This is a genomic window from Rhizobium sp. 16-488-2b, from assembly GCF_017741815.1.
GTDB lineage: Bacteria > Pseudomonadota > Alphaproteobacteria > Rhizobiales > Rhizobiaceae > Rhizobium.
The window spans coordinates 143389-163755 of record NZ_JAGHMF010000002.1; the positions used below are offsets into that span (position 1 = coordinate 143389).

Genomic DNA, 20367 nt, shown 5'->3' on the forward strand with positions numbered 1-20367 from the left:
CATGACGAAGGAATTGCCCAGGACCGCCAAGGTTGTCGTCATCGGCGGCGGCATCATCGGCTGCTCGACGGCCTATCATCTCGGCAAGCTCGGCTTGACCGATACCGTGCTCTTGGAGCGCAAGAAGCTGACCTCGGGCACCACCTTCCATGCCGCCGGCCTCGTCGGCCAGCTCAGGACCAGCGCCAACATCACCCAGCTGCTCGGCTATTCCGTCGATCTCTACAAGCGGCTGGAGGCCGAGACCGGGCTCGGCACCGGCTGGAAGATGAATGGCGGGTTGCGGCTTGCCTGCAACGAGGAACGCTGGACGGAGGTGAAGCGACAGGCGACCACGGCGCAATCCTTCGGGCTCGACATGCAGCTTCTGACGCCGCAGGAGGCCTTCGACCTATGGCCGCTGATGACGATCGATGACCTGATCGGCGCCGCTTATCTCCCGACAGACGGCCAGGCCAATCCCTCCGACATCACGCAGGCGCTCGCCAAGGGCGCGCGCATGGCGGGCGTTTCGATCTTCGAGGATACGGAAGTGATCGATCTCGAGATCGACAAGGGCCGCATCCGCGCCGTGATCACCGATCAGGGCCGCATCGAATGCGAGCGCGTGGTCGTCTGCGCCGGGCAATGGACACGCAATTTCGCGGCGCGCTTCGGCGTCAACGTGCCGCTGGTTTCGGTCGAGCACCAGTACATCATCACCGAATCCTTCGGCGTGCCCTCCAACCTGCCGACGCTGCGCGATCCTGACCGGCTGACCTATTACAAGGAAGAGGTGGGCGGCATCGTCATGGGGGGCTATGAGCCGAACCCGATCCCCTGGGCGACGTCGGGCATTCCGGATGGTTTCCACTACACGCTGCTCGACAGCAATTTCGACCATTTCGAGCAGATCATGGAGCAGGCGCTCGGCCGCGTGCCTGATCTCGAGAATGTCGGCGTCAAGCAGCTGTTGAACGGGCCGGAGAGCTTTACGCCCGATGGCAACTTCATTCTCGGCGAAGCGCCGGAGCTCAAGAACTTCTTCGTCGGCGCCGGCTTCAACGCCTTCGGCATCGCATCGGCCGGCGGCGCGGGGATGGCGCTGGCGGAGTGGGTTTCCAAGGGCGAGCCGCCCTACGATCTCTGGCCGGTCGATATCCGCCGCTTCGGCCGCCCGCATTTCGACACCGACTGGGTGCGCACCCGCACGCTGGAAGCCTATGGCAAGCACTACACGCTGGCCTTCCCGTTCGAGGAATATTCCAGCGGCCGCCCCTGCCGCAAATCGCCGCTCTACGACCGGCTGAAGGCGCAGGGCGCCTGCTTCGGCGAGAAGCTCGGCTGGGAGCGGCCGAACTGGTTCGCCGATCTCTTCGCCAACGAGGAGCCGAAGGACGTCTACAGCTACGAGCGGCAGAACTGGTTCGAGGCGGTGGGCCGCGAGCACAGGGCGGTGCGCGAGGCGGCTGTCATCTTCGACCAGACCTCGTTCGCCAAATTCACGCTGAAGGGCCGCGACGCGGAGAGCGCCCTTTCCTGGATCGCCGCGAACGATGTGGCCAAGCCGGTGGGCTCGCTCGTCTATACGCAGATGCTGAACGACAAGGGCGGCATCGAGTGCGATCTCACCTGCGCGCGCATCGCCGAGGACGAGTATTACATCGTCACCGGCACGGGCTTCGCGACCCATGACTTCGACTGGATAGCCCGCAATATTCGTGACGACCTGCATGCCGAGCTCGTGGACGTGACGTCCGCCTATTCCGTGCTGGCGCTGATGGGGCCGAATGCGCGCGCGGTGCTGGAAAAGGTCACAGGCAGCAACGTCTCCAACGCCGCCTTCCCCTTCGGCCGCGTGAAAACCATCGGCATCGCCGGCTGCCCGGTCAGGACGCTCCGCATCACCTATGTCGGCGAGCTCGGCTATGAGCTGCATGTGCCGATCGAATACGCCACGACCGTCTACGACGCGCTGATGGCGGCCGGCGCTCCGCTGCATCTCGTTAATGCCGGCTACCGCGCGATCGAAAGCTGCCGGCTGGAAAAGGGCTATCGCGCCTGGGGTTCGGATATCGGGCCCGATCACACGCCGATCGAAGCCGGGCTCGGCTGGGCGGTGAAGACGAAGAAGACCACGCCGTTTCGTGGCCGCGAGGCGATCGAGCGGCAGCTGGCATCGGGCGTCAAGAAGATGCTCGCCTGCTTCGTCCCTGACGATCCCGACGTGGTGCTGCTCGGCCGCGAGACGATCTACCGAGACGGCAAGCGCGTCGGCTGGCTCTCCTCCGGTGGCTTCGGCTACACGGTGGGCAAGCCGATCGGCTATGGCTATGTGCGCAACGCCGAGGGCGTGAGCGAGGAATTCGTGCTGTCGGGCAGCTATGAGCTCGACGTCGCTCGGGTGCGGGTGCCGTGCAAGGTGTCGCTGACGCCGCTCTACGATCCCGAGATGGCACGGGTGAAGGCCTAGAGATTTAAGCCATCAGCGAAAAATTCATGCCGCGATTTTCCCCGCCTCGAAATCCCCGCCCTACACTATCGGCGTCCCGTCATCGGATACACCGGCAGGCGTGCCGGCGAGGCGGGATCGGCGCGGAGCGTGAGGGTAGGACGCAAAACCTTACGATCCGGGTCCGCGGAAAATGATCTCCCTCCGGTGACGGCGGTATCCCTCGCAAGAGGGGCCGAGTTGAGCCCGGACGTGCCTGTGAGGCACACATGGTCTCGTCGCGAAGTTGGGCGAGAAGGCAGAGAGATCGAAGTCGCGGATAAAAACCGCCGAACGGGGCGCTGGGAAGCGCCATATTCTACTTAATCAATCGAGGTGATTTCCAGCGCCCCGTCCGAGTGAAGTTTGGAATGGTTGAGACACGGGTGAGAAGCCGCGTGGGGTTTTGGTGTGTGGGTGGGATGGGATGTGGTGATTGAGAGGTTTTGCCGTGGGATACCCCCCTCTGCCTGCCGGCATCTCCCCCCACAGGTGGGGGAGAAGACTCGTGGCGGCCTCTCATGCTAATCGTAGCTTCGGCGGTGCCACAGGTTAAGCCCTCCCCCTTGTGGGGAGGGTTGGGAGGGGTCTTCGCCACCAGCACGACGACACCGTCGCTGTGTTGTCTGATCGTCCACGGCACACCGCCGCTATCGACCCACACCCTTGCCATCCGCGCCCATAGCGCTTAGCTCTCAGCCGTCACGAATCCGGATAAAGCATGCCCCACAAGGTTTCCCTGTCCCGTCTCAAGCTCACCGACTTTCGCAATTATGCGTCGGCCGGTTTGCAGCTGGATGGCCGGCATGTGGTGTTGGTGGGGGATAACGGCGCCGGCAAAACCAATCTGATGGAGGCGGTGTCGTTTCTGTCGCCGGGTCGCGGCATGCGCCGCGCCACCTATGGCGATGTCACCCGCGTCGGCGCCCATGGTGGTTTTTCGATCTTCGCGGCCCTCGACGGCATGGACGGCGAGGTCGAGATCGGCACCGGGGTCGACGGCAACGACGAGAACACATCCCGCCGCTTGCGCATCAACGGCACGCCGGCCAGGACCGCCGACGAACTCACCGATCACCTGCGCCTTCTCTGGCTGACGCCGTCGATGGACGGCCTCTTCACCGGCGGCTCGTCCGAGCGTCGCCGCTTTCTCGATCGCCTCGTACTGTCGCTCGATCCCGCCCATGGCCGCCGGGCCAGCGATTTCGAGCGCGCCATGCGCAGCCGCAACAAGCTGCTCGACGAGCGCCGCTTCGACCCCTCCTGGCTCTCGGGCATCGAGGAGCAGATGGCCACGCTCGGCATCGCCATGGCTATGGCCCGCCAGGAGATGCTGGGCCTCCTCGTCCGCCTCATCGAGGAAACCCGTGAGACCTCGCCATTCCCGTCGGCCTCGCTCGATCTCGCCGGCTTCATGGATGGCCAGTTCGATCGCCCCGCCGTCGATCTCGAGGATGAATATGCAGCACAGCTCGCCGAAAGCCGCTATCGCGACGCCGCCGCCGGCCGCACGCTGGAGGGCCCGCACCGCGCCGACCTGCTGGTCCGCCACCGCGACAAGCGCATGGAAGCGGCGCGCTGCTCGACCGGCGAGCAGAAGGCGCTGCTTGTTGGTCTCATCATGGCGCATGCCCGCCTCGTCGCCAATCTCACCGGCCACGCGCCGATCCTGCTGCTTGACGAGATCGCCGCCCATCTGGACGAAAACAGGCGCGCCGCGCTCTTCGATCTGATCGACGCGCCCGGCGGTCAGGCCTTCATGACCGGCACCGACCGCTCGATGTTCTCGGCGCTTGGTGATCGGGCGCAGTTCTTCACCGTTGCCGATGGAAAGATATTCGAATGACCGACACTTTCCCCGCCGCCAAGGGCCATGCTAGCATCGCGCCCATGGAACCGTTGAGCCCGGAAGAAATCGCCCGCTACCAGCGCCACATCCTGCTGCCTGAGATCGGCGGCGCCGGCCAGCAGAAGCTGAAGGCAGCGCGTGTGCTTGTTATCGGCGCCGGCGGCCTCGGCGCCCCCATCCTGCAATATCTCGCGGCAGCCGGCGTCGGCACGCTCGGCATTTCCGACGACGACCGTGTATCGCTCTCCAATCTGCAGCGGCAGGTCATCCACGATTCCGGCACGATCGGCGAATTGAAGACGGAAAGTGCGGCCTTCGCCATCGCAAGGCTCAATCCGCATGTCCGCGTTATCCGCTTCGAGGAGCGCTTCTCCGCAGACAGCGCCCGCCGGCATCTCTCCGGCTTCGATCTCGTCATCGACGGTTCGGACAATTTCGACACGCGCTACACCGCGGCCGATGCGGCGGAAGCGGCACAGTTGCCACTGGTGACCGGCGCCGTCGGCCGCTTCGATGGCTCGGTCACCGTGCTGAAGCCCTATGAGACAACAGCCGATGGCGTGCTCAATCCCACTTACCGCGACCTCTTCCCGGAAAAGCCGCCGGAGGGCCTGATCCCAGTCTGCGCCGAGACCGGCGTTATCGGCGCGCTCACCGGCGTCATCGGCACGCTGATGGCGATGGAGGCGATCAAGGTGATCACCGGCACCGGCGAGCCGCTGGTCGGCCGCCTGCTGCTCTATGATGCCCTTGCGGCGCGCTTCGACACCATCCGCTACAAGCGTCGGCGCGCCCGACAGAGCCAAAGCCAGGCATCGTGACCATCCTTCGTCTGGATTCCGGTTTCTCCCGCTGGGACGAGCTTCTCGCGCTCATCCTGTCGTCCTTCGCCTACATGAACGACCGCATCGATCCGCCATCCTCGGCGCTCGGGCTGACGGCCGAATCGCTGGCCGCCAAGGCGCAAGCCGAGATCGCCTATGTCGTTACCGAAGAGGGCGCGCTTGTCGGCTGCATCTTCCTGCGGCCGGAAGCGGATTGCCTCTATGTCGGCAAGCTGGCGGTGGCGCCGGCTGCCGAGCGGCGCGGCATCGGTAGGCGGCTACTTGGCATTGCGGAGGACATGGCGCGCACACTTTCGCTGCCGGCGCTGCGGTTGGAAACACGCATCGAGCTCACCGAAAACCACGCCGTCTTCGGCCGCTGGGGCTTCGAGAAGACCGCCGAGAACGCCCATCCGGGCTTCACCCGCACCACATCCATAGAGATGCGCAAGCATCTCGCTTCTTAGCGCCCCGGCAGCACCCGGTTCGGTGGGCGGTGGCCGTCCATGAAGGCGCGGATGTTGATGATCACCTTGTCGCCCATGTCGATACGGCCCTCGATCGTGGCCGAGCTCATATGCGGCAAAAGCACCACCTTGCCCTCGTTGGCGAGCTTGATCAGCTTCGGATTGACCGCCGGCTCGTTCTCGAACACGTCGAGCCCGGCGCCGGCAAGCCTGCCCTCCCTGAGCGATTTGATGAGCGCCGCCTCGTCGATCACGTCGCCGCGCGCCGTGTTGACGAGATAGGCCGTCGGCTGCAGCAGCGCCAGGCGCCGCGCCGAAAGCAGATGGAAAGTCGCCGGCGTCGACGGGCAGTTGACCGAGACGATGTCGACGCGCGCCAGCATCTGGTCGAGGCTTTCCCAGTATGTCGCCTCGAGCTCGTCTTCCGTCGTCGCCGTCACCCGCTTGCGGTTGTGATAATGAATGGAGAGGCCGAAAGCCTTGGCACGGCGGGCAACGGCGGTGCCGATCCGGCCCATGCCGACAATGCCGATCCGCTTGCCGTGAATGCGCCGTCCGAGCATCCAGGTGGGCGACCATCCGGCCCATTCGCCGGGCCGGTCGGTTAGCACGCGCGCACCTTCGCCCAGCCGGCGCGGCACGGCGAGGATCAGCGCCATGGTCATGTCGGCGGTATCTTCGGTCAGGACATTCGGCGTGTTGGTGACGGTAATCCCCTTGCGGGCCGCCGCCTCCACGTCGATGTGGTCGGTGCCGTTGGAGAAGCTGGCGATCAGCTTCAGTTGCGGCCCGGCCTCGTCGATCAGCGCCGCGTCGATCCGGTCGGTCACCGTCGGCACCAGCACGTCGGCGCTCTTCATCGCAGCCGCCAGCTGGGCCGTGGTGCGCGGCGTGTCGTCGATGTTGAGCTCGGCGTCGAACAATTCGCGCATGCGCGTTTCGACGGCATCCGGCAGCTTGCGGGTAATGTAGACCTTCGTTTTTTTCTTTGTCGTCATATCCTGGAGCTGCTGCCTTGTTCAGAGGTCCTTAACCAAGACGCGGGATAATTTTCCCGTTCCGGGGAATTTCTACCAGACCCGTACGCGAAGACAAACAAAACTCGTTGAGCGTGCGTGGAATGTCGAGGTCCGGAAATCAGGCGGAGGAACCGCCTGGGTTTTAGCGAACGGAAATCGTCATGCGCAGCACAGTCCTGAAATCATGCCTCGCCCTCGCGTTGGGCTTTGTGCTTTCGGCCGGCACCGCCGAGCTTGGCTATGCCCAGGCGGCGAAGGGTCCGAGCGGCCTGCCGCTGCCGCGCTTCGTCACGCTGAAATCCAAGCGCGTCAACCTGCGCATCGGCCCCGGCACCGATTATGCCGCGTCGTGGATGTATCTGAAAGCCGGCCTGCCGGTGGAAATCATCCAGGAATATGACAACTGGCGCCAGGTGCGCGATGCCGATGGCACCGAGGGCTGGGTCAACCAGTCGCTGCTGTCTGGTTCCCGCGCCGCAATTGCCGCTCCCTGGATGAAGGGCAAGGGCAAGAGCGTCTTCGTCAACGTGCGCCGCGAGGCCCAGCCGTCCGCGACCGTCGTCGCCAAGCTGGAGCCCGGTGTGATGATGAACATCGGCGAATGCACCGGCGACTGGTGCCTCGCCAAGATCGACGGCGCCGAAGGCTGGGTGGCGCAGTCGGAAATCTGGGGCGCCTATCCCGGAGAGGCCTTCAAATAAGAGAAGCCTTCGACGGATCGAAGGCTTCCAGGTCAGCAAAAGGTAAGTCAGGCCTTAGAGAAGACCCGCCTGCTTGCCGGCCTCGGTGAGCGACTTCATCGGACGCGGTCCGATCTGCTGGATGACGATGCCGGCCGCCAGGCAGCCAAGCTTGCCGCAATCCTCGAGCGTCCGCCCCTGCGTGTAGCCATAGAGGAAACCCGCCGCGAACAGATCGCCGGCGCCGGTCGTGTCGACAAGCTCCTTGATCTCGATGGCGCTGACATAGAAGCGCTCGCTGCCCTTCAAGATGACGGCACCCTCTTCGCTCATCGTCACCGCGGCGATCTTGCAATCCTGCGCGATCTTGACGAGCGCCTCTTCGAAATCCTCGGTCTCGTAAAGCGCCAGTGCCTCCTGCTTGTTGGCGAAAACGATGTCGACGGTGCCTGTCCGCATCAGGTCGAGAAACTCGTCGCGATAGCGGCCGACGCAGAAGCTGTCGGAGAGCGTCATCGACATTTCGCGGCCGTTCTCATGGGCGATGCGGGCGCAATCGCGGATCGCTTCCTTGGCGCGCGGCGGATCCCAGAGATAGCCTTCGAAATAGGTCACCTTCGACTGCGCCACGACCTCGGGCTCGACATCCTCGGGTCCGAGTTCGACGCAGGCGCCGAGATAGGTGTTCATCGAGCGCTCGCCATCCTCGGTCACGAAGATCATCGAGCGGGCGGTCGGCGGGAACTTGCCCTTCGGCTGCGTCTGGTAGTGCACGCCCTGGGCGCGGATGTCATGCGCGAAGATCTCGCCGAGCTGGTCTTCCGCGACCTTGCCGAAATAGGCGGCCTTGCCGCCGAAATTGGCGATACCGGCCGCCGTGTTGCCGGCGCTGCCGCCCGAGGCTTCCAGCGCCGGGCCCATGTGATTGTAGAGCAGTTCGGCGCGCTCGGCATCGATCAGGTTCATCGCTGCCTTGGTGATCTTGTGATCAATGAGGAACTGGTCGTCGCAACGCGCGATAATATCGACGATGGCGTTGCCGACAGTCAGTACATCGAATTTGGTCATGAAATGGGAGGTCCCGGTTTTGGTGATAGCCGGTAGTCGGTCTTAGCGGATTTTCAGCCCATGGGAAGCAGAAATGCCGGATTTGCGGCCAATCCTTTCGCAAAAATGCCGCGCGGACGTCATTCGCCTGTCATTTTGGCTGGCTATATCTCTCATCAACAAGATCGGCATGGGCGGATTTAGGGCAGTCGCCGATCGAGAAGGGCCCGATAAATAAAATCATGCCCTTCGACGATACCGGTGCGACGCTGACCACGGATGAACTGGCAGCATGACCAACCGGCAATCCGGCAAGACCGGATGCGGAAAAGCGGGCCGAACCCCGCTTTTTTTGCGTTTGCGCCAAGGCTCGATGTCATTCCGGTTTGTCAGCGCGAACGGTTTGCTGTTAGACCTTTGATATTCCATGCAATAGGCAATCCGTCCCCGATGTCCGCCATCTTTCTCGACGTTCTTCCCATCTTCGTGATGATCCTCATCGGTTGGCTGATCGTCAAAGTGGGATTGATGAAGGCGGAGGTCGGCGATGCCTTGAGCGACTTCGTCTTCAAGATCGCCGTGCCTTTGCTGCTCTTCCGCACCATCGCCGAAGCGGACTTCAAGGGCGCGTCGCCCTTCCGGCTCTGGATCGCCTATTTCTCCGGCGTCGCCATCACCTGGACCGCCGCTCATATCGCCGCCACGCGTTTTTTCGGCCGCGATGACCGCATCGGCGTGCTCGCCGGCGTTTCGTCGGCCTTTGCCAACACCATCTTCATCGGTCTGCCGCTCGTCCAGCGCACTGTCGGCGACAAGGGCCTCGTGCCGCTGTCGATCCTGATCGCCGTGCACCTGCCTGTTATGATGATCATCGGCACCATTCTGATGGAGCGCGCCGAGCACAAGATCGCCGGTGGCAAGGGCCGCAGCATCGTCGCGGTGTTGCGCCAGATCGCCAGCAATCTCGTGCGCAATCCGCTGGTCATCGGGCTCGCCGGCGGCGCCCTCATGCATCTGCTCGGCTGGACGATGCCGATGCCGGTCGAACTGGTGGTCGATCAGATCGCCGGCGTATCCGGCCCCGTCGCCCTGATCTCGCTCGGCATGGCGCTGCAGCAATACGGCACCTCGGGCAATGTGGGCATCGCCAGCGTCACCTCCGCCTTCAAGCTGCTGCTCTTGCCTGCCTGCGTCTGGACGACCAGCCATCTGCTCGGTCTGGAAAGCGATTGGACGGCGGCACTCGTGTTGATCTCGGCGGTTCCGACAGGCGTCAACGCCTGGCTGATCGCCAATCGCTTCGGCGTCGGCCATAGCCTCGCCGCCTCGACGATCACGCTGACGACGGCACTCGGCGCCATCACAGTTTCCTTTTGGGCCTACCTGCTCGGATAACACGCATGAAAAAGCCCGGCGCATCGGCCGGGCTCAAACGTATTCAGATCTGTCCGAACTTACTGCGTCGCCGAATCAGGCGCGTTCGGATCGGGCAGCGGCACCGGCGAATCGGCCAGCGTGTGCAGATAGAGGATCACGTTGGCGCGGTCGGTGTCCTTCTGGAGGCCGGCAAAGCCCATCGCCGTTCCGGCAATGTACTTCTTCGGCGCGGCCAGGAAGTGGTTCAGGTGATCGAAGGTCCACTTCTCGCTGGCGCCCTTGGAAAAATCCTTCATGGCAGCCGAATAGGCGAAACCTTCATGCGCGCCGATGGGACGATCTACGACACCAAAGAGGTTCGGCCCGACCTTGTTCGGTCCCCCTTTCGTGCCGTCATGACAGGCCTGACACTTCTTGAAGACCGTTTCGCCGGCCTTGGCGTCGGCTTTCGCAAGCAGCTGCGCGATCGGCACGGCGGCAGCCGGAGCAGCACCGCCGGCATCGGCGGCCGAAGCTTCCTCGGCTACAATGGTAAAGCCCTCTTTCTCCGGATTTTCCGAATGAAACAGGCTTTCCGAAGCGATGGATACGGACATCAGGACGAAAACCGTCCCAAGTAGCGCTCCCACCGCCGTATTCACGTAAGAATTCATCTGTGATGCTCCCCCCTCACAGCCGGCAGACATAAAACCGGTCTGTCACTTGAAATCGAGCGAAACCTATGTCTTTTGGCTAGTTCTTGCAACAGCCGAACGCCTCGGCAGCATGAGACTTTTTGACACCTTTCCGCCCGGAAATGAAGGCCTGAGCAATGGCAAGTCCAAATTTAGACAACGTACTCGTCCTCATTCCGGCCCGCATGGCATCCACCCGACTGCCCGGAAAGCCGCTCGCCGACATCTGCGGCAAGCCAATGGTCATCCAGGTGGCTCTGAGAGCGAAAGAGGCCGCGATCGGCCGCGTGGTCGTTGCCGTCGACGAGCAGGAAGTGTTCGACGTGGTCGCCGCCGCCGGTTTCGAGGTGGTCATGACCGCCAAGGCGCACCAGTCCGGCTCCGACCGGATTTACGAAGCGCTGACCAAGGTCGATCCCGAAGGCCGCATCGAATATATCGTCAACGTCCAGGGCGACCTGCCGACGATCGAGCCGGAAACGGTGCGCGCATCGCTGCGCCCGCTTGAAGACGCCGACGTCGATATCGCCACGCTGACCATCGCCATCGACAACGAGGAAGACAAGACGGCGCCGCATATCGTCAAGGTGGTCGGCGCGCCGCTGTCTGAAACCCGCATGCGGGCGCTCTACTTCACCCGGGCCACGGCACCCTATGGCGAAGGCCCGCTCTATCATCACATCGGCCTCTACACCTATCGCCGCGCGGCGCTGGAGCGCTTCGTATCGCTCGGGCCCTCCACGCTCGAAAAGCGCGAATCGCTGGAGCAGCTGCGGGCGCTGGAAGCCGGCATGCGCATCGATGTCGAGATCGTTGACACCGTTCCGCTCGGTGTCGATACTCCCGCCGACCTTGAAAAGGCGCGGCGCATTCTTTCCGCACAATTGAAGTAACGGATCTCCCATGAGCATCAAGACCAACAAAATCGCCTTCCAGGGCGACTTCGGCGCCAATTCCGACATGGCCTGCCGCGACATGTTTCCTGATATGGATCCGCTGCCGTGCCAGACCTTCGAGGATGCCTTCGTGGCGCTCGAAAGCGGCGATGCCGATCTGGCGATGATCCCGATCGAAAACACCATCGCCGGCCGCGTCGCTGATATTCACCACCTGCTGCCGGAATCGCGCCTGCACATCATCGGCGAATATTTCATGCCGATCCGCTTCCAGCTCATGGTGCTGCCAGGTGTGACCAAGGACGAGGTCCGCACGGTCCACAGCCACATCCACGCGCTCGGCCAGTGCCGCAAGATCGTGCGCGCCAATGGCTGGAAGGCCGTGGTTGCCGGCGATACGGCGGGCGCCGCCAAGCTGGTGCAGGAAACCGGCGATCGCTCGATGGCAGCCCTTGCGCCGCGTCTGGCCGCCGATCTCTACAAGCTCGATATCATCGCCGAAAACGTCGAGGACACCGAAGACAACGTTACCCGCTTCGTCATCCTCTCGCGTGATGAGAAGTGGGCCGAGCGCGGGGCGGCCGAGGAGAAGCTGGTCACCACCTTCGTCTTCAATGTCCGCAACATTCCGGCAGCGCTCTACAAGGCGCTCGGCGGCTTTGCCACCAACAGCATCAACATGACCAAGCTGGAAAGCTACCAGCTCGGCGGCAAGTTCGTCGCCACCCAGTTCTACGCCGACATCGAAGGCCACCCCGACGACGCCAACGTCCGCCGCGCGCTGGAAGAGTTGCAGTTCTTCTCCGAGAAGGTACGCATCCTCGGCGTCTACAAGGGCCACCCGATGCGGGGCCTGCTGCAGAAGTAGGATTGAGGGCGCCGAGGCGCCCTTTTTAATGCTCTGCAATGATGCTTACTTATCCGGCTCACAAACCCGCAACCGATGTCCATCCGGATCGAGCACCACGAAGGTCGGGCCGAAGTCGAGGTCGGTGAGGTCCTGGGCGATCGGCAGGTGGCGGTCGCGCCAGTCGCGGTAGAGGTTGGAGACCCCGTTTTCGCCCGGAACCATGAAGGCGATCTCGGCGCGGCTGCCGATCGCCGATGGTTGCGGCACGACGCTGCTCAGCCGCCACAGGCCGAGCGTGAAGCCGCCATCGAGCGCGAAAGCCACGAAATTGGGTGCGGCGGCGACCGGCTCGCGGTTCAAGAGCGCCTTGTAGAAGCTGGCGCTCTCTGCGGGATCTCGAACATAGAGAATGATGAGATTGGGGCTATTCATGGTGGTGTCCCTCTGCGTGAAAATGACGTGATGATGCGAACGCCGCCGGGTTCTCCGGCAGCGGTCAAAAGCGTGATTGAAATGTGAAAGTGTGGTCTGTTACCGCTCGCGGTCGCGGCTGCCCCAGTCGATGACGCCGATATCGCGCCTCAGATTCTCAGACATCGATTGCGGATCGAGACGCGGAGTGCCAGTCCGTCCCATGCTATGCGCCATGCCACGCGATGCATTCTGCATCATCCTGAGCATCAGCGATTGCGGATACCAGGTGTCGGAGCCGGCCTCGTCGGAACGGTGGTTGCCGCGCGTCGTCTGGCCCATGGTCTGGCCCATGGTCTGGGACGTGTTCAGGCTCGTCATGGCAGGTCCTCCTGTTTCGATAGGACCCATACTAGACTCATATGCTGTCAGTTTATGGCAGTAGTGTTTTCTGTTCCCGCGGCGCGATTTCGCGGTCGCTCCACTCCTGCAGCAGCACGGCGCGGCGGCGCGGATATCGCGTCTCCTGCGGGATCATCTCGACGATACGATCGGTGCGGAAATGCCGGTAATCCTGTCTGAGCTCACACCAGGCAACGATCATCCGGACCTGCTCGGTATAGCTGATGGCGAAGGGCCAGACATTGCGGATGGAGACCGCGCCGCCCTCGTCGGTATAGGTGAGCTTCAGCACCCGCTCGCCGCGGATCGCCTTGCGGATCACGCCCATGTCGGCCTTGCTTGATATCGGCGGGCGCATGTGGATGAGGAGAGGGGAGGTCTCGATCTCGTCGCGGATCTCGCGCGGCAGCACGTCGGCGATCTTGGCGAGTGCATCGGCGCCCGCTGCCGCCAGCCTCGGATCGGCCGCCCGCGCCACCCAGCGCGATCCCAGCACCAGAGCCTCGATCTCGTCTTGCGAAAACATCATCGGCGGCAGCATGAAGCCGGGCCTGAGGATATATCCAAGCCCCGGCTCGCCCTCGATCAGTGCCCCCTGCGCCTGCAGGCTGGCGATGTCGCGGTAGAGCGTGCGGATACTGACGCCGGTTTCCTCGGCCAGCACCGCGCCGCTCACCGGCCGCCGGTAACGGCGCAGCGTCTGCAGCAGTGTCAACAGGCGTTCTGAGCGCGCCATTCTATTGGCCTACTTCTTCCACTCCACCCAGTCGCGCATCAGGCGGTGAGCGATCGCGCCCTTTGGCGGCGGGGCGCTGCCGTTGGCGCCGGGACGCTCGAGCATCTCGATCGTCTCCTCGCGGGTAAACCAGCGGCAATCCTCGAGCTCCTGCTCGTCGCGGGTGATGTCGCGCGATTTGGCCTCGGCGTAGCAGCCGATCATCAGCGTGTGCGGCATCGGCCAGGGCTGCGAGGCGTGGTAGCGGATGCGCCCGGTGCGGATACCGGATTCTTCCAGCGTCTCGCGGCGCACGGCATTCTCGATGGTTTCGCCGGGCTCCACGAAGCCGGCGAGACAGGAATACATGCCGGGCGCGAAATGCGGACCTCGTCCGAGCAGGCAGAGATCGCGCTCCTCGTCGATGGTGAGCATGATCACGACGGGGTCGGTGCGCGGGAAGATCGTGTGCTGGCAGGCGGAGCAGACGCGCTTGTAGCCGCCGATATGCATCTCCATCGCAGAGCCGCAGCGGCCGCAAAACCGGTTGTCGCTGTTCCAGCGGATCAGGCTGGCGCCCTGGGCGAATTCGCCAAGCAGCACGTCGTCGAGCAGCATGTCGCGATAGAGCGAGCGGCCGTCGGCGGGCTTGTATTGGCTGGACAACTCCTCTTCCGGCACGGCGACCGGCACCGCCAATCTCGGCTCGCCGCTCTTGCGGTAGCCGAGCAGGATCGTCTCGTCCCAGTTGGGCTTGAGATCGGTCAGCTCGTAGCGCGCAAAGAGCGGGTCGAGCACCTGGCCGTCATGCTTCAATACCAGCTTGTCGCCGGTGAAGGCGAAGATATGGGTTCCATCCTTGGCGAGCGCCTCGTCCACCGAGTTTTCGTTGCGATGCTCGGAATCGCGGATCAGGTCGTTGGCGGCGAATGCCGTCAGATTGCTGGGCTCGGGATGGGGTACATCCGTCTCGAAAAGCGAACGGCTCATGATGAAAGGGCTTCCCGCATCGTCTCTATGAATTGGTCTCGTTTCGCGTCCTCATAAGCCTCCGCCTTGCCGTAGCCCCAGATCGGGCCGGGCCAGTTCGGATCGCCTTCGAAGCGCGCGACGACATGAACATGAAGCTGGCGGACGATATTGCCAATAGCCGCGACATTGATTTTTGTCGCCCCGGTCACCTTCTTCAAGGCGGTCGAGGCCAGCTCCGTCTCGAAGGTCAGCATCACCTGGTCGAGCGGCGTCAGCTCGAAAATCTCGGTGATATCGGCGCGCTGCGGCACGAGGATCAGCCAAGGCCAGCGACAGTCTCTGGCGAGCCGGAAGTCGCAGAGGCCCGTTTTCAGGATACTGATGCTGTCATTGGCCAGCCGGTGGTCGAGTTTGAAAGCGTCCAACGGGTATTCCTCCAGAGTTTTCCATAGGCTAGCAGTTTTTTCGGAGCTTGGCTTGCTTTTGATCGCGATATTGCCGATATGTGCCTTCGGGAGGTTGGTGGTGGACGAGCCACTCGCCAACCGGGTCAGGTCCGGAAGGAAGCAGCCCTAACGAGCCAGGCACGGGTCATCGTGCCAGCCTCCCACCCTTCTCTCCATCCTTTGCCCGAAGAGTTCGGGCGTTAAGCAGGGCGATGAGCGACACCGAGCGACAATCACAAGATGCCGCCTCGACGGGCACCGGATACCGGGTGCTGGCACGCAAATACCGCCCCAAGGATTTCACGGATCTGATGGTCGGCCAGGAGCCGATGGTCCAGACCCTGACCAACGCCTTCGAGACCGGCCGTATCGCGCAGGCCTATATGCTGACCGGCGTTCGCGGGGTCGGCAAGACGACGACCGCCCGCATTCTGGCGCGCGCGCTGAATTACAAGACAGCCGAGATCGACAAGCCGACGATCGATCTGCGCATCCCCGGCGACCACTGCCAGGCGATCATGGAAGGCCGCCATGTCGATGTCATCGAGATGGACGCCGCCTCGCATACCGGTATCGACGATATCAGAGAGATCATCGAGCAGGTGCGCTACCGCCCGGTGTCTGCGCGCTACAAGGTCTACATCATCGACGAAGTGCACATGCTCTCGACGCAGGCCTTCAACGGCTTGCTGAAGACGCTCGAAGAGCCGCCGGAGCATGTGAAGTTCATCTTCGCCACGACTGAAATCCGCAAGGTGCCGATCACGGTCCTGTCGCGCTGCCAGCGCTTCGACCTGCGCCGCATCAGCGCGTCCGATCTCGTCGGACTGTTTACCACGATCGCATCGAAGGAAGGCATCGAGGCCGAGCCCGATGCGCTGGCGATGATCGCGCGTGCCGCCGAAGGCTCGGCGCGCGACGGCCTGTCGCTGCTCGACCAGGCGATCGCCCATGGCGGCGGCGCGGTGCTCGCCGAATCGGTGCGTGGGATGCTCGGTCTCGCCGACCGCGCCCGCATCGTCGATCTCTTCCAGCACGTCATCAAGGGTGACGTGGCCGCAGCCCTTGGCGAATTCGAAAGCCAGTACGAGGCTGGCGCCAATTCGGTGGCGGTGCTCACCGATCTTGCCGATTTCACGCATCTTGTGACGCGCCTGAAATACGTGCCGGACGCCGCAAACGACCCATCGCTCAGCGAAATCGAGCGCACCAAGGGTGCGGAATTCTCGCAAGGCGTTGCCGTCACGGCGCTGTCGCGCATCTGGCAGATGCTCTTGAAGGGCATTCCCGAGGTGGAAGCATCCTCGCGCCCCTCGGGTGCCGCCGAAATGGTGCTGATCCGCCTCGCGCATGCCGCCCATCTGCCTGCCCCTGAGGACGCAGCCCGTAGGCTTGCGGAATTCTCTGAAAACAATGGCGGCGCGCGTTCGCCCTCACCATCGGGCAACGGTGGTGGAAATGGCGGCGCGACCGTCAGCTATCAGGACAATGTCATGGCCCGTGCTGCCGAAGCAGCAGCGCCGCGCCCGCAGCCCGCTGGCCCGACCGCCATGCTGCGCGTCGTGCAGAACTCCGATCCTCAGAGCCTGGCCGTCGGACGCACGGAGGCGAAGGCCGCCGATGCGCCGCAGCCGCTGGTGCGGGTCAATTCGGTCAGCGATATTGCCAACCTCGCCGGCGAAAAGCGCGATGTGAAGATCAAGGCGCTGGTGCGCAATTTCGTGCGCCCGGTTCGCGTTCAGCCCGGCATCCTGGATGTCAACCTGACGGAAGGCGCGCCGGGAACGCTGCTCAACGAACTTGCGCTGAAGCTCAAGGAATGGACCGGCATCCACTGGATCGTCAGCCTCAGCCGCGAGGCCGGCCAGCCGACCATGGTGGAGGCCGAAGCCAATGCCAAGGCGCAGCAGGTGAGCGACGCCCGGCAGGATCCTGACGTGGCGGCCATTCTCTCGCAGTTTCCGGGCGCGAAGATCATCGACGTTCGCGTCCGTGCGCCGGAACCGGAAGAAGAGGAAGGTCCCGTGCAGGCGCCGGCGACCGCCGAATCCGAAGAGGGCGATATCCTGCCCGGCGACGACATAGAATTCTGAGACACCAAGAAGGAGCAAGACGATGCGCGACATCATGGGCATGATGGGCAAAGTCAAGGAAATGCAGGCCAAGATGGAGCAGATGCAGGCGGAAATCGCCTCGCTCACGGCCGAAGGCAAGTCCGGTGGCGGTCTCGTGACCGTCGTCATCACGGGGAAGGGCGAAATGCAGAGCCTGAAGATCGATCCGTCGCTCTTCAAGGAAGATGACGTCGAGATCCTCGAGGACCTGATCGTCGCCGCCCACAAGGATGCCAAGGAAAAGGCCGACGCGGTCGCCGCCGAAAAGACCAAGGCGCTGACGGCAGGCCTACCGATCCCGCCCGGCTTCAAGATGCCCTTCTGATCGTCAGATCATGTAGATTTAAGAGCGCCGGCGCCCCTTGGGTGGCCGGCGCTTGTCGTTTGAGACGGGCGGAAATCAGGTAGGGACGGAACGCGCGCATCTGAGGGCTTAGTTTTCCGCGAGAAGGCTGTCGCGCAGCTTGTAGTGGATCGGCGCGGCCAGATAACGGGCGCGGTCTTCTGTAGAAAGACGCCTGCCGAATGTCGCCATCATCTCCGGCATCGTCACCCGCGCTCCCTTGAACCGCTCCCATTCCACGCTTTCGCCTGCTGTCACCGTGCCCGGTTCTATCACCCGGCAATAGATACCGGGCCGGCCGGCGCGGGTGTAGCGCTTGACGAAGAACGGATCGCCCATGCGCGCCGCGAAGGTGGCGCAGGGAATGCGCGCCGAGGTCACCTCGAGAACAAGATCGCCGGCTATGAACCGATCGCCGACCGCGACCATCGTGTTGTCGAGCCCTTCGATGACGAGGTTTTCGCCGAAGGTGCCGGGCTTAATCGTCTGGCCGAGTTCTGCCGACCACCAGTCGAGCGTCAGCGATCCCTCGACATAGACGGCCTGGTCGACGCCGCCATGGTGCTTGCGGTTGCAGATCGCGTCGCCGAGCAGTCCTTCGGCATCGACGAGCACGCCGCCGCTGATCGCGTGCTTGTTGATGCCGGTCTTGTAGCTCTTGCCCGGCAGCCTTTCTGCGTTGCCGATGCAGACGGCGAGGATTTTCATAAGGCCCGCTTTTCTGTCCGTTTCCGTTTTTCAAACATATGGGCTAAGAACCCGATATGGCAAAGCGAGTCACCGGCCCCGAAATCGAAAAACTCATCCAGCTGCTGGCAAAGGTGCCGGGCCTCGGCCCCCGCTCCGCGCGCCGCGCCGCGCTGCATCTGATCAAGAAGAAGGATCAGCTGCTCGGGCCCCTCGGCAGCGCCATGGGCGAGGCCTATGACAAGGTGAAGATCTGCTCGCACTGCGGCAATGTCGATACCTCCGATCCCTGCACCGTCTGCACCGACGACCGCCGCGACCAGTCCGTCATCATCGTCGTCGAGGATGTCTCCGACCTCTGGGCGCTGGAGCGCGCGGCCGCCTTGAACGCCGCCTACCACGTGCTCGGCGGCACCCTCTCGCCGCTCGATGGCGTCGGTCCTGATGATCTCAACATCAAGGGCTTGATCGAACGCGTCACCGCCGGCGGCATCAAGGAACTGATCATCGCCGTCAACGCCACCGTCGAGGGGCAGACCACAGCACACTATATAACGGATCAGCTGGCCGGGCTCGATGTGAAGATCACGCGCTTGGCGCATGGCGTGCCTGTTGGCGGTGAGCTTGATTATCTCGACGAGGGCACGCTGACGGCGGCGCTTCGGGCGCGGACGTCGATATGAGGGGAGATGAGGTGATGGGAAATTTGATGCCGTCCGAGATCCGAGATACCCCCCTCTGCCCTGCCGGGCATCTCCCCCACAAGGAGGGAGATCGACTCGTGGCGGGCTTCCAGTCAAACAATGAGAGTGGAGCGAGCGGTCGCTTCCAGCCAATCTCCCCCCTTGTGGGGGAGATGTCCGGCAGGACAGAGGGGGGTATCGCACGGTACGCCCTTGCCACCTTCTCCCTGCTCCTCAGCCTCGCAGCGACCGCCCAAGCCGCCCCCTCGAAAGCCGAAGTCGAAGCCCAGTTCGAGCGCTGGGTGCAGACCGACCTCTGGCCGGAAGCGCAAAAGGGCGGCATATCCGAGAAGACCTTCAAGGCCGCCTTCTCGGGCGTCACACTCGACTGGTCGCTGAACGACCTTGCTCCCCCCGGCTTCCCGCCGCCGAAGGAGGTCAAGCAGACGCAGGCCGAGTTCTCCTCGCCGGCGCCCTATTTCAACGATGACCGGCTGAAGCGCCTGGCCGTCACCGGCCGCAGCTTCCAGACGCAATATGCCTCGACGCTGAAGAAGATCGAGAAGACCTATGGCGTGCCCGGCTCGATCGTGCTCGCCATCTGGGGCCGCGAGACCGGCTTCGGCGCCGCCAAGATCCCGAATTCCGGCATCGAGGTGCTGGCCACCAAGGCCTTCATGTCAACCCGCAAGGAGATGTTCCGCACCGAGTTGATCGCCGGCCTGCATATCATCGACGGCGGCGATGTGACGGCGGCCGATTTCAAGGGATCGTCGGCCGGCGCGCTCGGCCAGCCGCAGTTCATGCCGACGAGTTACCTGAAATACGCCGTCGATTTCGATGGCGACGGACATCGCAACATCTGGACCTCGGTTCCCGATACGCTGGCCTCGATCGCCAACTTCCTGGTCAAGAAGGGCTGGCAGGCAAACCGTAGCTGGGGCTACGAGGTGACGATCCCCGAAAACGTCTCCTGCGCGCAGGAAGGCCCCGATCTCGGCAAGCCGATCGCCCATTGGAATTCGCTCGGCATCGACCGCATCTCCGGCAAGGCCTTCCCCTCGGGCGAGAAGAACGCGACGGGCATGATGATGGTGCCGGCCGGCCGCGATGGCCCGGAATTCCTGGTGACGCCGAATTTCTACGTCATCAAGGAATACAACAATTCCGATCTCTACGTGCTCTATATCGGCAATCTCGCGGACCGCATCGCCTATGGCTCCGGCGCATTCGAGGGCGCCTGGGGCGATGTCGGCAAGATGCTGCGCTCGGATGTCGCCACCATGCAGAAGGCGCTGGAGAAGAAGGGCTACGACGTCGGCGGTTCCGATGGCCTGCCCGGCTACAAGACGCGCCGCTCCATCGGCCAGTGGCAGGAAAAGAACGGCATGAAGCCGACCTGCTATCCCGAGGCGCACATGATCGGGAAGCTCAAGTAAAG

Annotated in this window: 22 protein-coding genes and 1 other RNA gene; 13 read left to right on the top strand and 10 right to left on the bottom strand. The window is 63.3% G+C overall.

Features of this window, described 5'->3' with window-relative positions:
- Position 1: 1 nt before the first annotated feature.
- The 4 genes from J5286_RS01180 (at position 2) to J5286_RS01195 (ending at position 5610) form a co-directional block, all read left to right on the top strand.
- Positions 2-2452 (top strand): GcvT family protein, encoded by a 2451-nt coding sequence (locus tag J5286_RS01180; RefSeq protein ID WP_209188677.1) that lies wholly within the window; start codon positions 2-4, stop codon positions 2450-2452.
- 739 nt (positions 2453-3191) lie between these two features.
- The gene (gene recF / locus J5286_RS01185; protein WP_209215322.1) at positions 3192-4316 is read left to right on the top strand and encodes a DNA replication/repair protein RecF; all 1125 of its coding nucleotides are present in this window, start codon (positions 3192-3194) and stop codon (positions 4314-4316) included.
- Positions 4313-5140 carry a molybdopterin-synthase adenylyltransferase MoeB gene (locus J5286_RS01190; RefSeq protein WP_209188675.1) on the top strand — a complete coding sequence of 276 codons (828 nt, stop codon included), beginning with the start codon at positions 4313-4315 and terminating at the stop codon, positions 5138-5140. Before recF ends, J5286_RS01190 begins: the two co-directional genes overlap by 4 nt.
- Positions 5137-5610: a GNAT family N-acetyltransferase gene (locus J5286_RS01195; RefSeq protein WP_209188674.1), complete on the top strand. Its 474-nt coding sequence runs from the start codon at positions 5137-5139 to the stop codon at positions 5608-5610. Before J5286_RS01190 ends, J5286_RS01195 begins: the two co-directional genes overlap by 4 nt.
- Here the strand turns inward: J5286_RS01195 and J5286_RS01200 are convergent.
- Complete coding sequence (locus J5286_RS01200; RefSeq protein ID WP_209188673.1) at positions 5607-6608, bottom strand: 2-hydroxyacid dehydrogenase; 1002 nt, start codon at positions 6606-6608, stop codon at positions 5607-5609. The two genes, J5286_RS01195 and J5286_RS01200, sit on opposite strands and share 4 nt — an antisense overlap.
- 182 nt (positions 6609-6790) lie before the next feature.
- Here J5286_RS01200 and J5286_RS01205 point away from each other — a divergent pair, with 182 nt between their 5' ends.
- On the top strand, positions 6791-7330 hold the full coding sequence (locus tag J5286_RS01205) for an SH3 domain-containing protein (RefSeq protein ID WP_018899091.1): 540 nt from the start codon (positions 6791-6793) through the stop codon (positions 7328-7330).
- Positions 7331-7384: 54 nt separating this feature from the next.
- Here the strand turns inward: J5286_RS01205 and J5286_RS01210 are convergent, their stop codons facing one another.
- Entirely contained in the window at positions 7385-8377 is a 993-nt protein-coding gene (locus J5286_RS01210; protein ID WP_112435968.1) for an adenosine kinase, read from the bottom strand.
- 130 nt (positions 8378-8507) lie between these two features.
- Positions 8508-8723, bottom strand: coding sequence for a hypothetical protein (locus tag J5286_RS01215; protein ID WP_209188672.1), 216 nt, complete (start codon positions 8721-8723; stop codon positions 8508-8510).
- Positions 8724-8806: 83 nt separating this feature from the next.
- Here J5286_RS01215 and J5286_RS01220 point away from each other — a divergent pair, with 83 nt between their 5' ends.
- Positions 8807-9751: an AEC family transporter gene (locus tag J5286_RS01220; protein WP_047506515.1), complete on the top strand. Its 945-nt coding sequence runs from the start codon at positions 8807-8809 to the stop codon at positions 9749-9751.
- A gap of 59 nt (positions 9752-9810) precedes the next feature.
- On the opposite strand, the gene J5286_RS01225 is transcribed toward J5286_RS01220, so the two are convergent.
- Positions 9811-10386, bottom strand: coding sequence for a c-type cytochrome (locus J5286_RS01225; RefSeq protein WP_018899095.1), 576 nt, complete (start codon positions 10384-10386; stop codon positions 9811-9813).
- A gap of 158 nt (positions 10387-10544) precedes the next feature.
- Here J5286_RS01225 and J5286_RS01230 point away from each other — a divergent pair, with 158 nt between their 5' ends.
- Both J5286_RS01230 and J5286_RS01235 read left to right on the top strand, forming a co-directional pair.
- Positions 10545-11300 (top strand): 3-deoxy-manno-octulosonate cytidylyltransferase, encoded by a 756-nt coding sequence (locus tag J5286_RS01230; protein ID WP_209188671.1) that lies wholly within the window; start codon positions 10545-10547, stop codon positions 11298-11300.
- 10 nt (positions 11301-11310) lie between these two features.
- Positions 11311-12171 (top strand): prephenate dehydratase, encoded by an 861-nt coding sequence (locus J5286_RS01235; RefSeq protein WP_209188670.1) that lies wholly within the window; start codon positions 11311-11313, stop codon positions 12169-12171.
- Positions 12172-12216: 45 nt separating this feature from the next.
- On the opposite strand, the gene J5286_RS01240 is transcribed toward J5286_RS01235, so the two are convergent.
- The 5 genes from J5286_RS01240 to J5286_RS01260 form a co-directional block, all read right to left on the bottom strand.
- Positions 12217-12585, bottom strand: coding sequence for a VOC family protein (locus J5286_RS01240; RefSeq protein WP_209188669.1), 369 nt, complete (start codon positions 12583-12585; stop codon positions 12217-12219).
- Positions 12586-12684: 99 nt separating this feature from the next.
- Positions 12685-12945, bottom strand: a complete 261-nt coding sequence (locus tag J5286_RS01245) for a hypothetical protein (RefSeq protein WP_245205293.1) — start codon at positions 12943-12945, stop codon at positions 12685-12687.
- A gap of 52 nt (positions 12946-12997) precedes the next feature.
- Positions 12998-13702, bottom strand: a complete 705-nt coding sequence (locus J5286_RS01250) for a helix-turn-helix transcriptional regulator (protein ID WP_047506525.1) — start codon at positions 13700-13702, stop codon at positions 12998-13000.
- Positions 13703-13711: 9 nt separating this feature from the next.
- Positions 13712-14671 carry an NAD(+) diphosphatase gene (gene nudC / locus J5286_RS01255; protein ID WP_209188668.1) on the bottom strand — a complete coding sequence of 320 codons (960 nt, stop codon included), beginning with the start codon at positions 14669-14671 and terminating at the stop codon, positions 13712-13714.
- Positions 14668-15078, bottom strand: a complete 411-nt coding sequence (locus J5286_RS01260) for an HIT family protein (RefSeq protein ID WP_111563253.1) — start codon at positions 15076-15078, stop codon at positions 14668-14670. Before J5286_RS01260 ends, nudC begins: the two co-directional genes overlap by 4 nt.
- 89 nt (positions 15079-15167) lie before the next feature.
- Between J5286_RS01260 and ffs the strand changes: the two genes are divergently transcribed.
- The 3 genes from ffs (at position 15168) to J5286_RS01275 (ending at position 17538) form a co-directional block, all read left to right on the top strand.
- Positions 15168-15264, top strand: an RNA gene (gene ffs / locus J5286_RS01265) — signal recognition particle sRNA small type.
- Between the two features lie 47 nt (positions 15265-15311).
- Complete coding sequence (locus J5286_RS01270; protein WP_209188667.1) at positions 15312-17192, top strand: DNA polymerase III subunit gamma/tau; 1881 nt, start codon at positions 15312-15314, stop codon at positions 17190-17192.
- A gap of 22 nt (positions 17193-17214) precedes the next feature.
- Positions 17215-17538 (top strand): YbaB/EbfC family nucleoid-associated protein, encoded by a 324-nt coding sequence (locus J5286_RS01275; protein WP_112944991.1) that lies wholly within the window; start codon positions 17215-17217, stop codon positions 17536-17538.
- A 108-nt stretch (positions 17539-17646) separates the two neighbouring features.
- Here J5286_RS01275 and J5286_RS01280 read toward each other — a convergent pair whose 3' ends face one another.
- Positions 17647-18264: an MOSC domain-containing protein gene (locus tag J5286_RS01280; RefSeq protein WP_209188666.1), complete on the bottom strand. Its 618-nt coding sequence runs from the start codon at positions 18262-18264 to the stop codon at positions 17647-17649.
- A 56-nt stretch (positions 18265-18320) separates the two neighbouring features.
- Between J5286_RS01280 and recR the strand changes: the two genes are divergently transcribed.
- The gene (gene recR / locus J5286_RS01285; protein WP_209188665.1) at positions 18321-18926 is read left to right on the top strand and encodes a recombination mediator RecR; all 606 of its coding nucleotides are present in this window, start codon (positions 18321-18323) and stop codon (positions 18924-18926) included.
- Positions 18927-19099: 173 nt separating this feature from the next.
- Positions 19100-20365: a lytic murein transglycosylase gene (locus tag J5286_RS01290; RefSeq protein ID WP_209188664.1), complete on the top strand. Its 1266-nt coding sequence runs from the start codon at positions 19100-19102 to the stop codon at positions 20363-20365.
- Positions 20366-20367 lie beyond the last annotated feature (2 nt).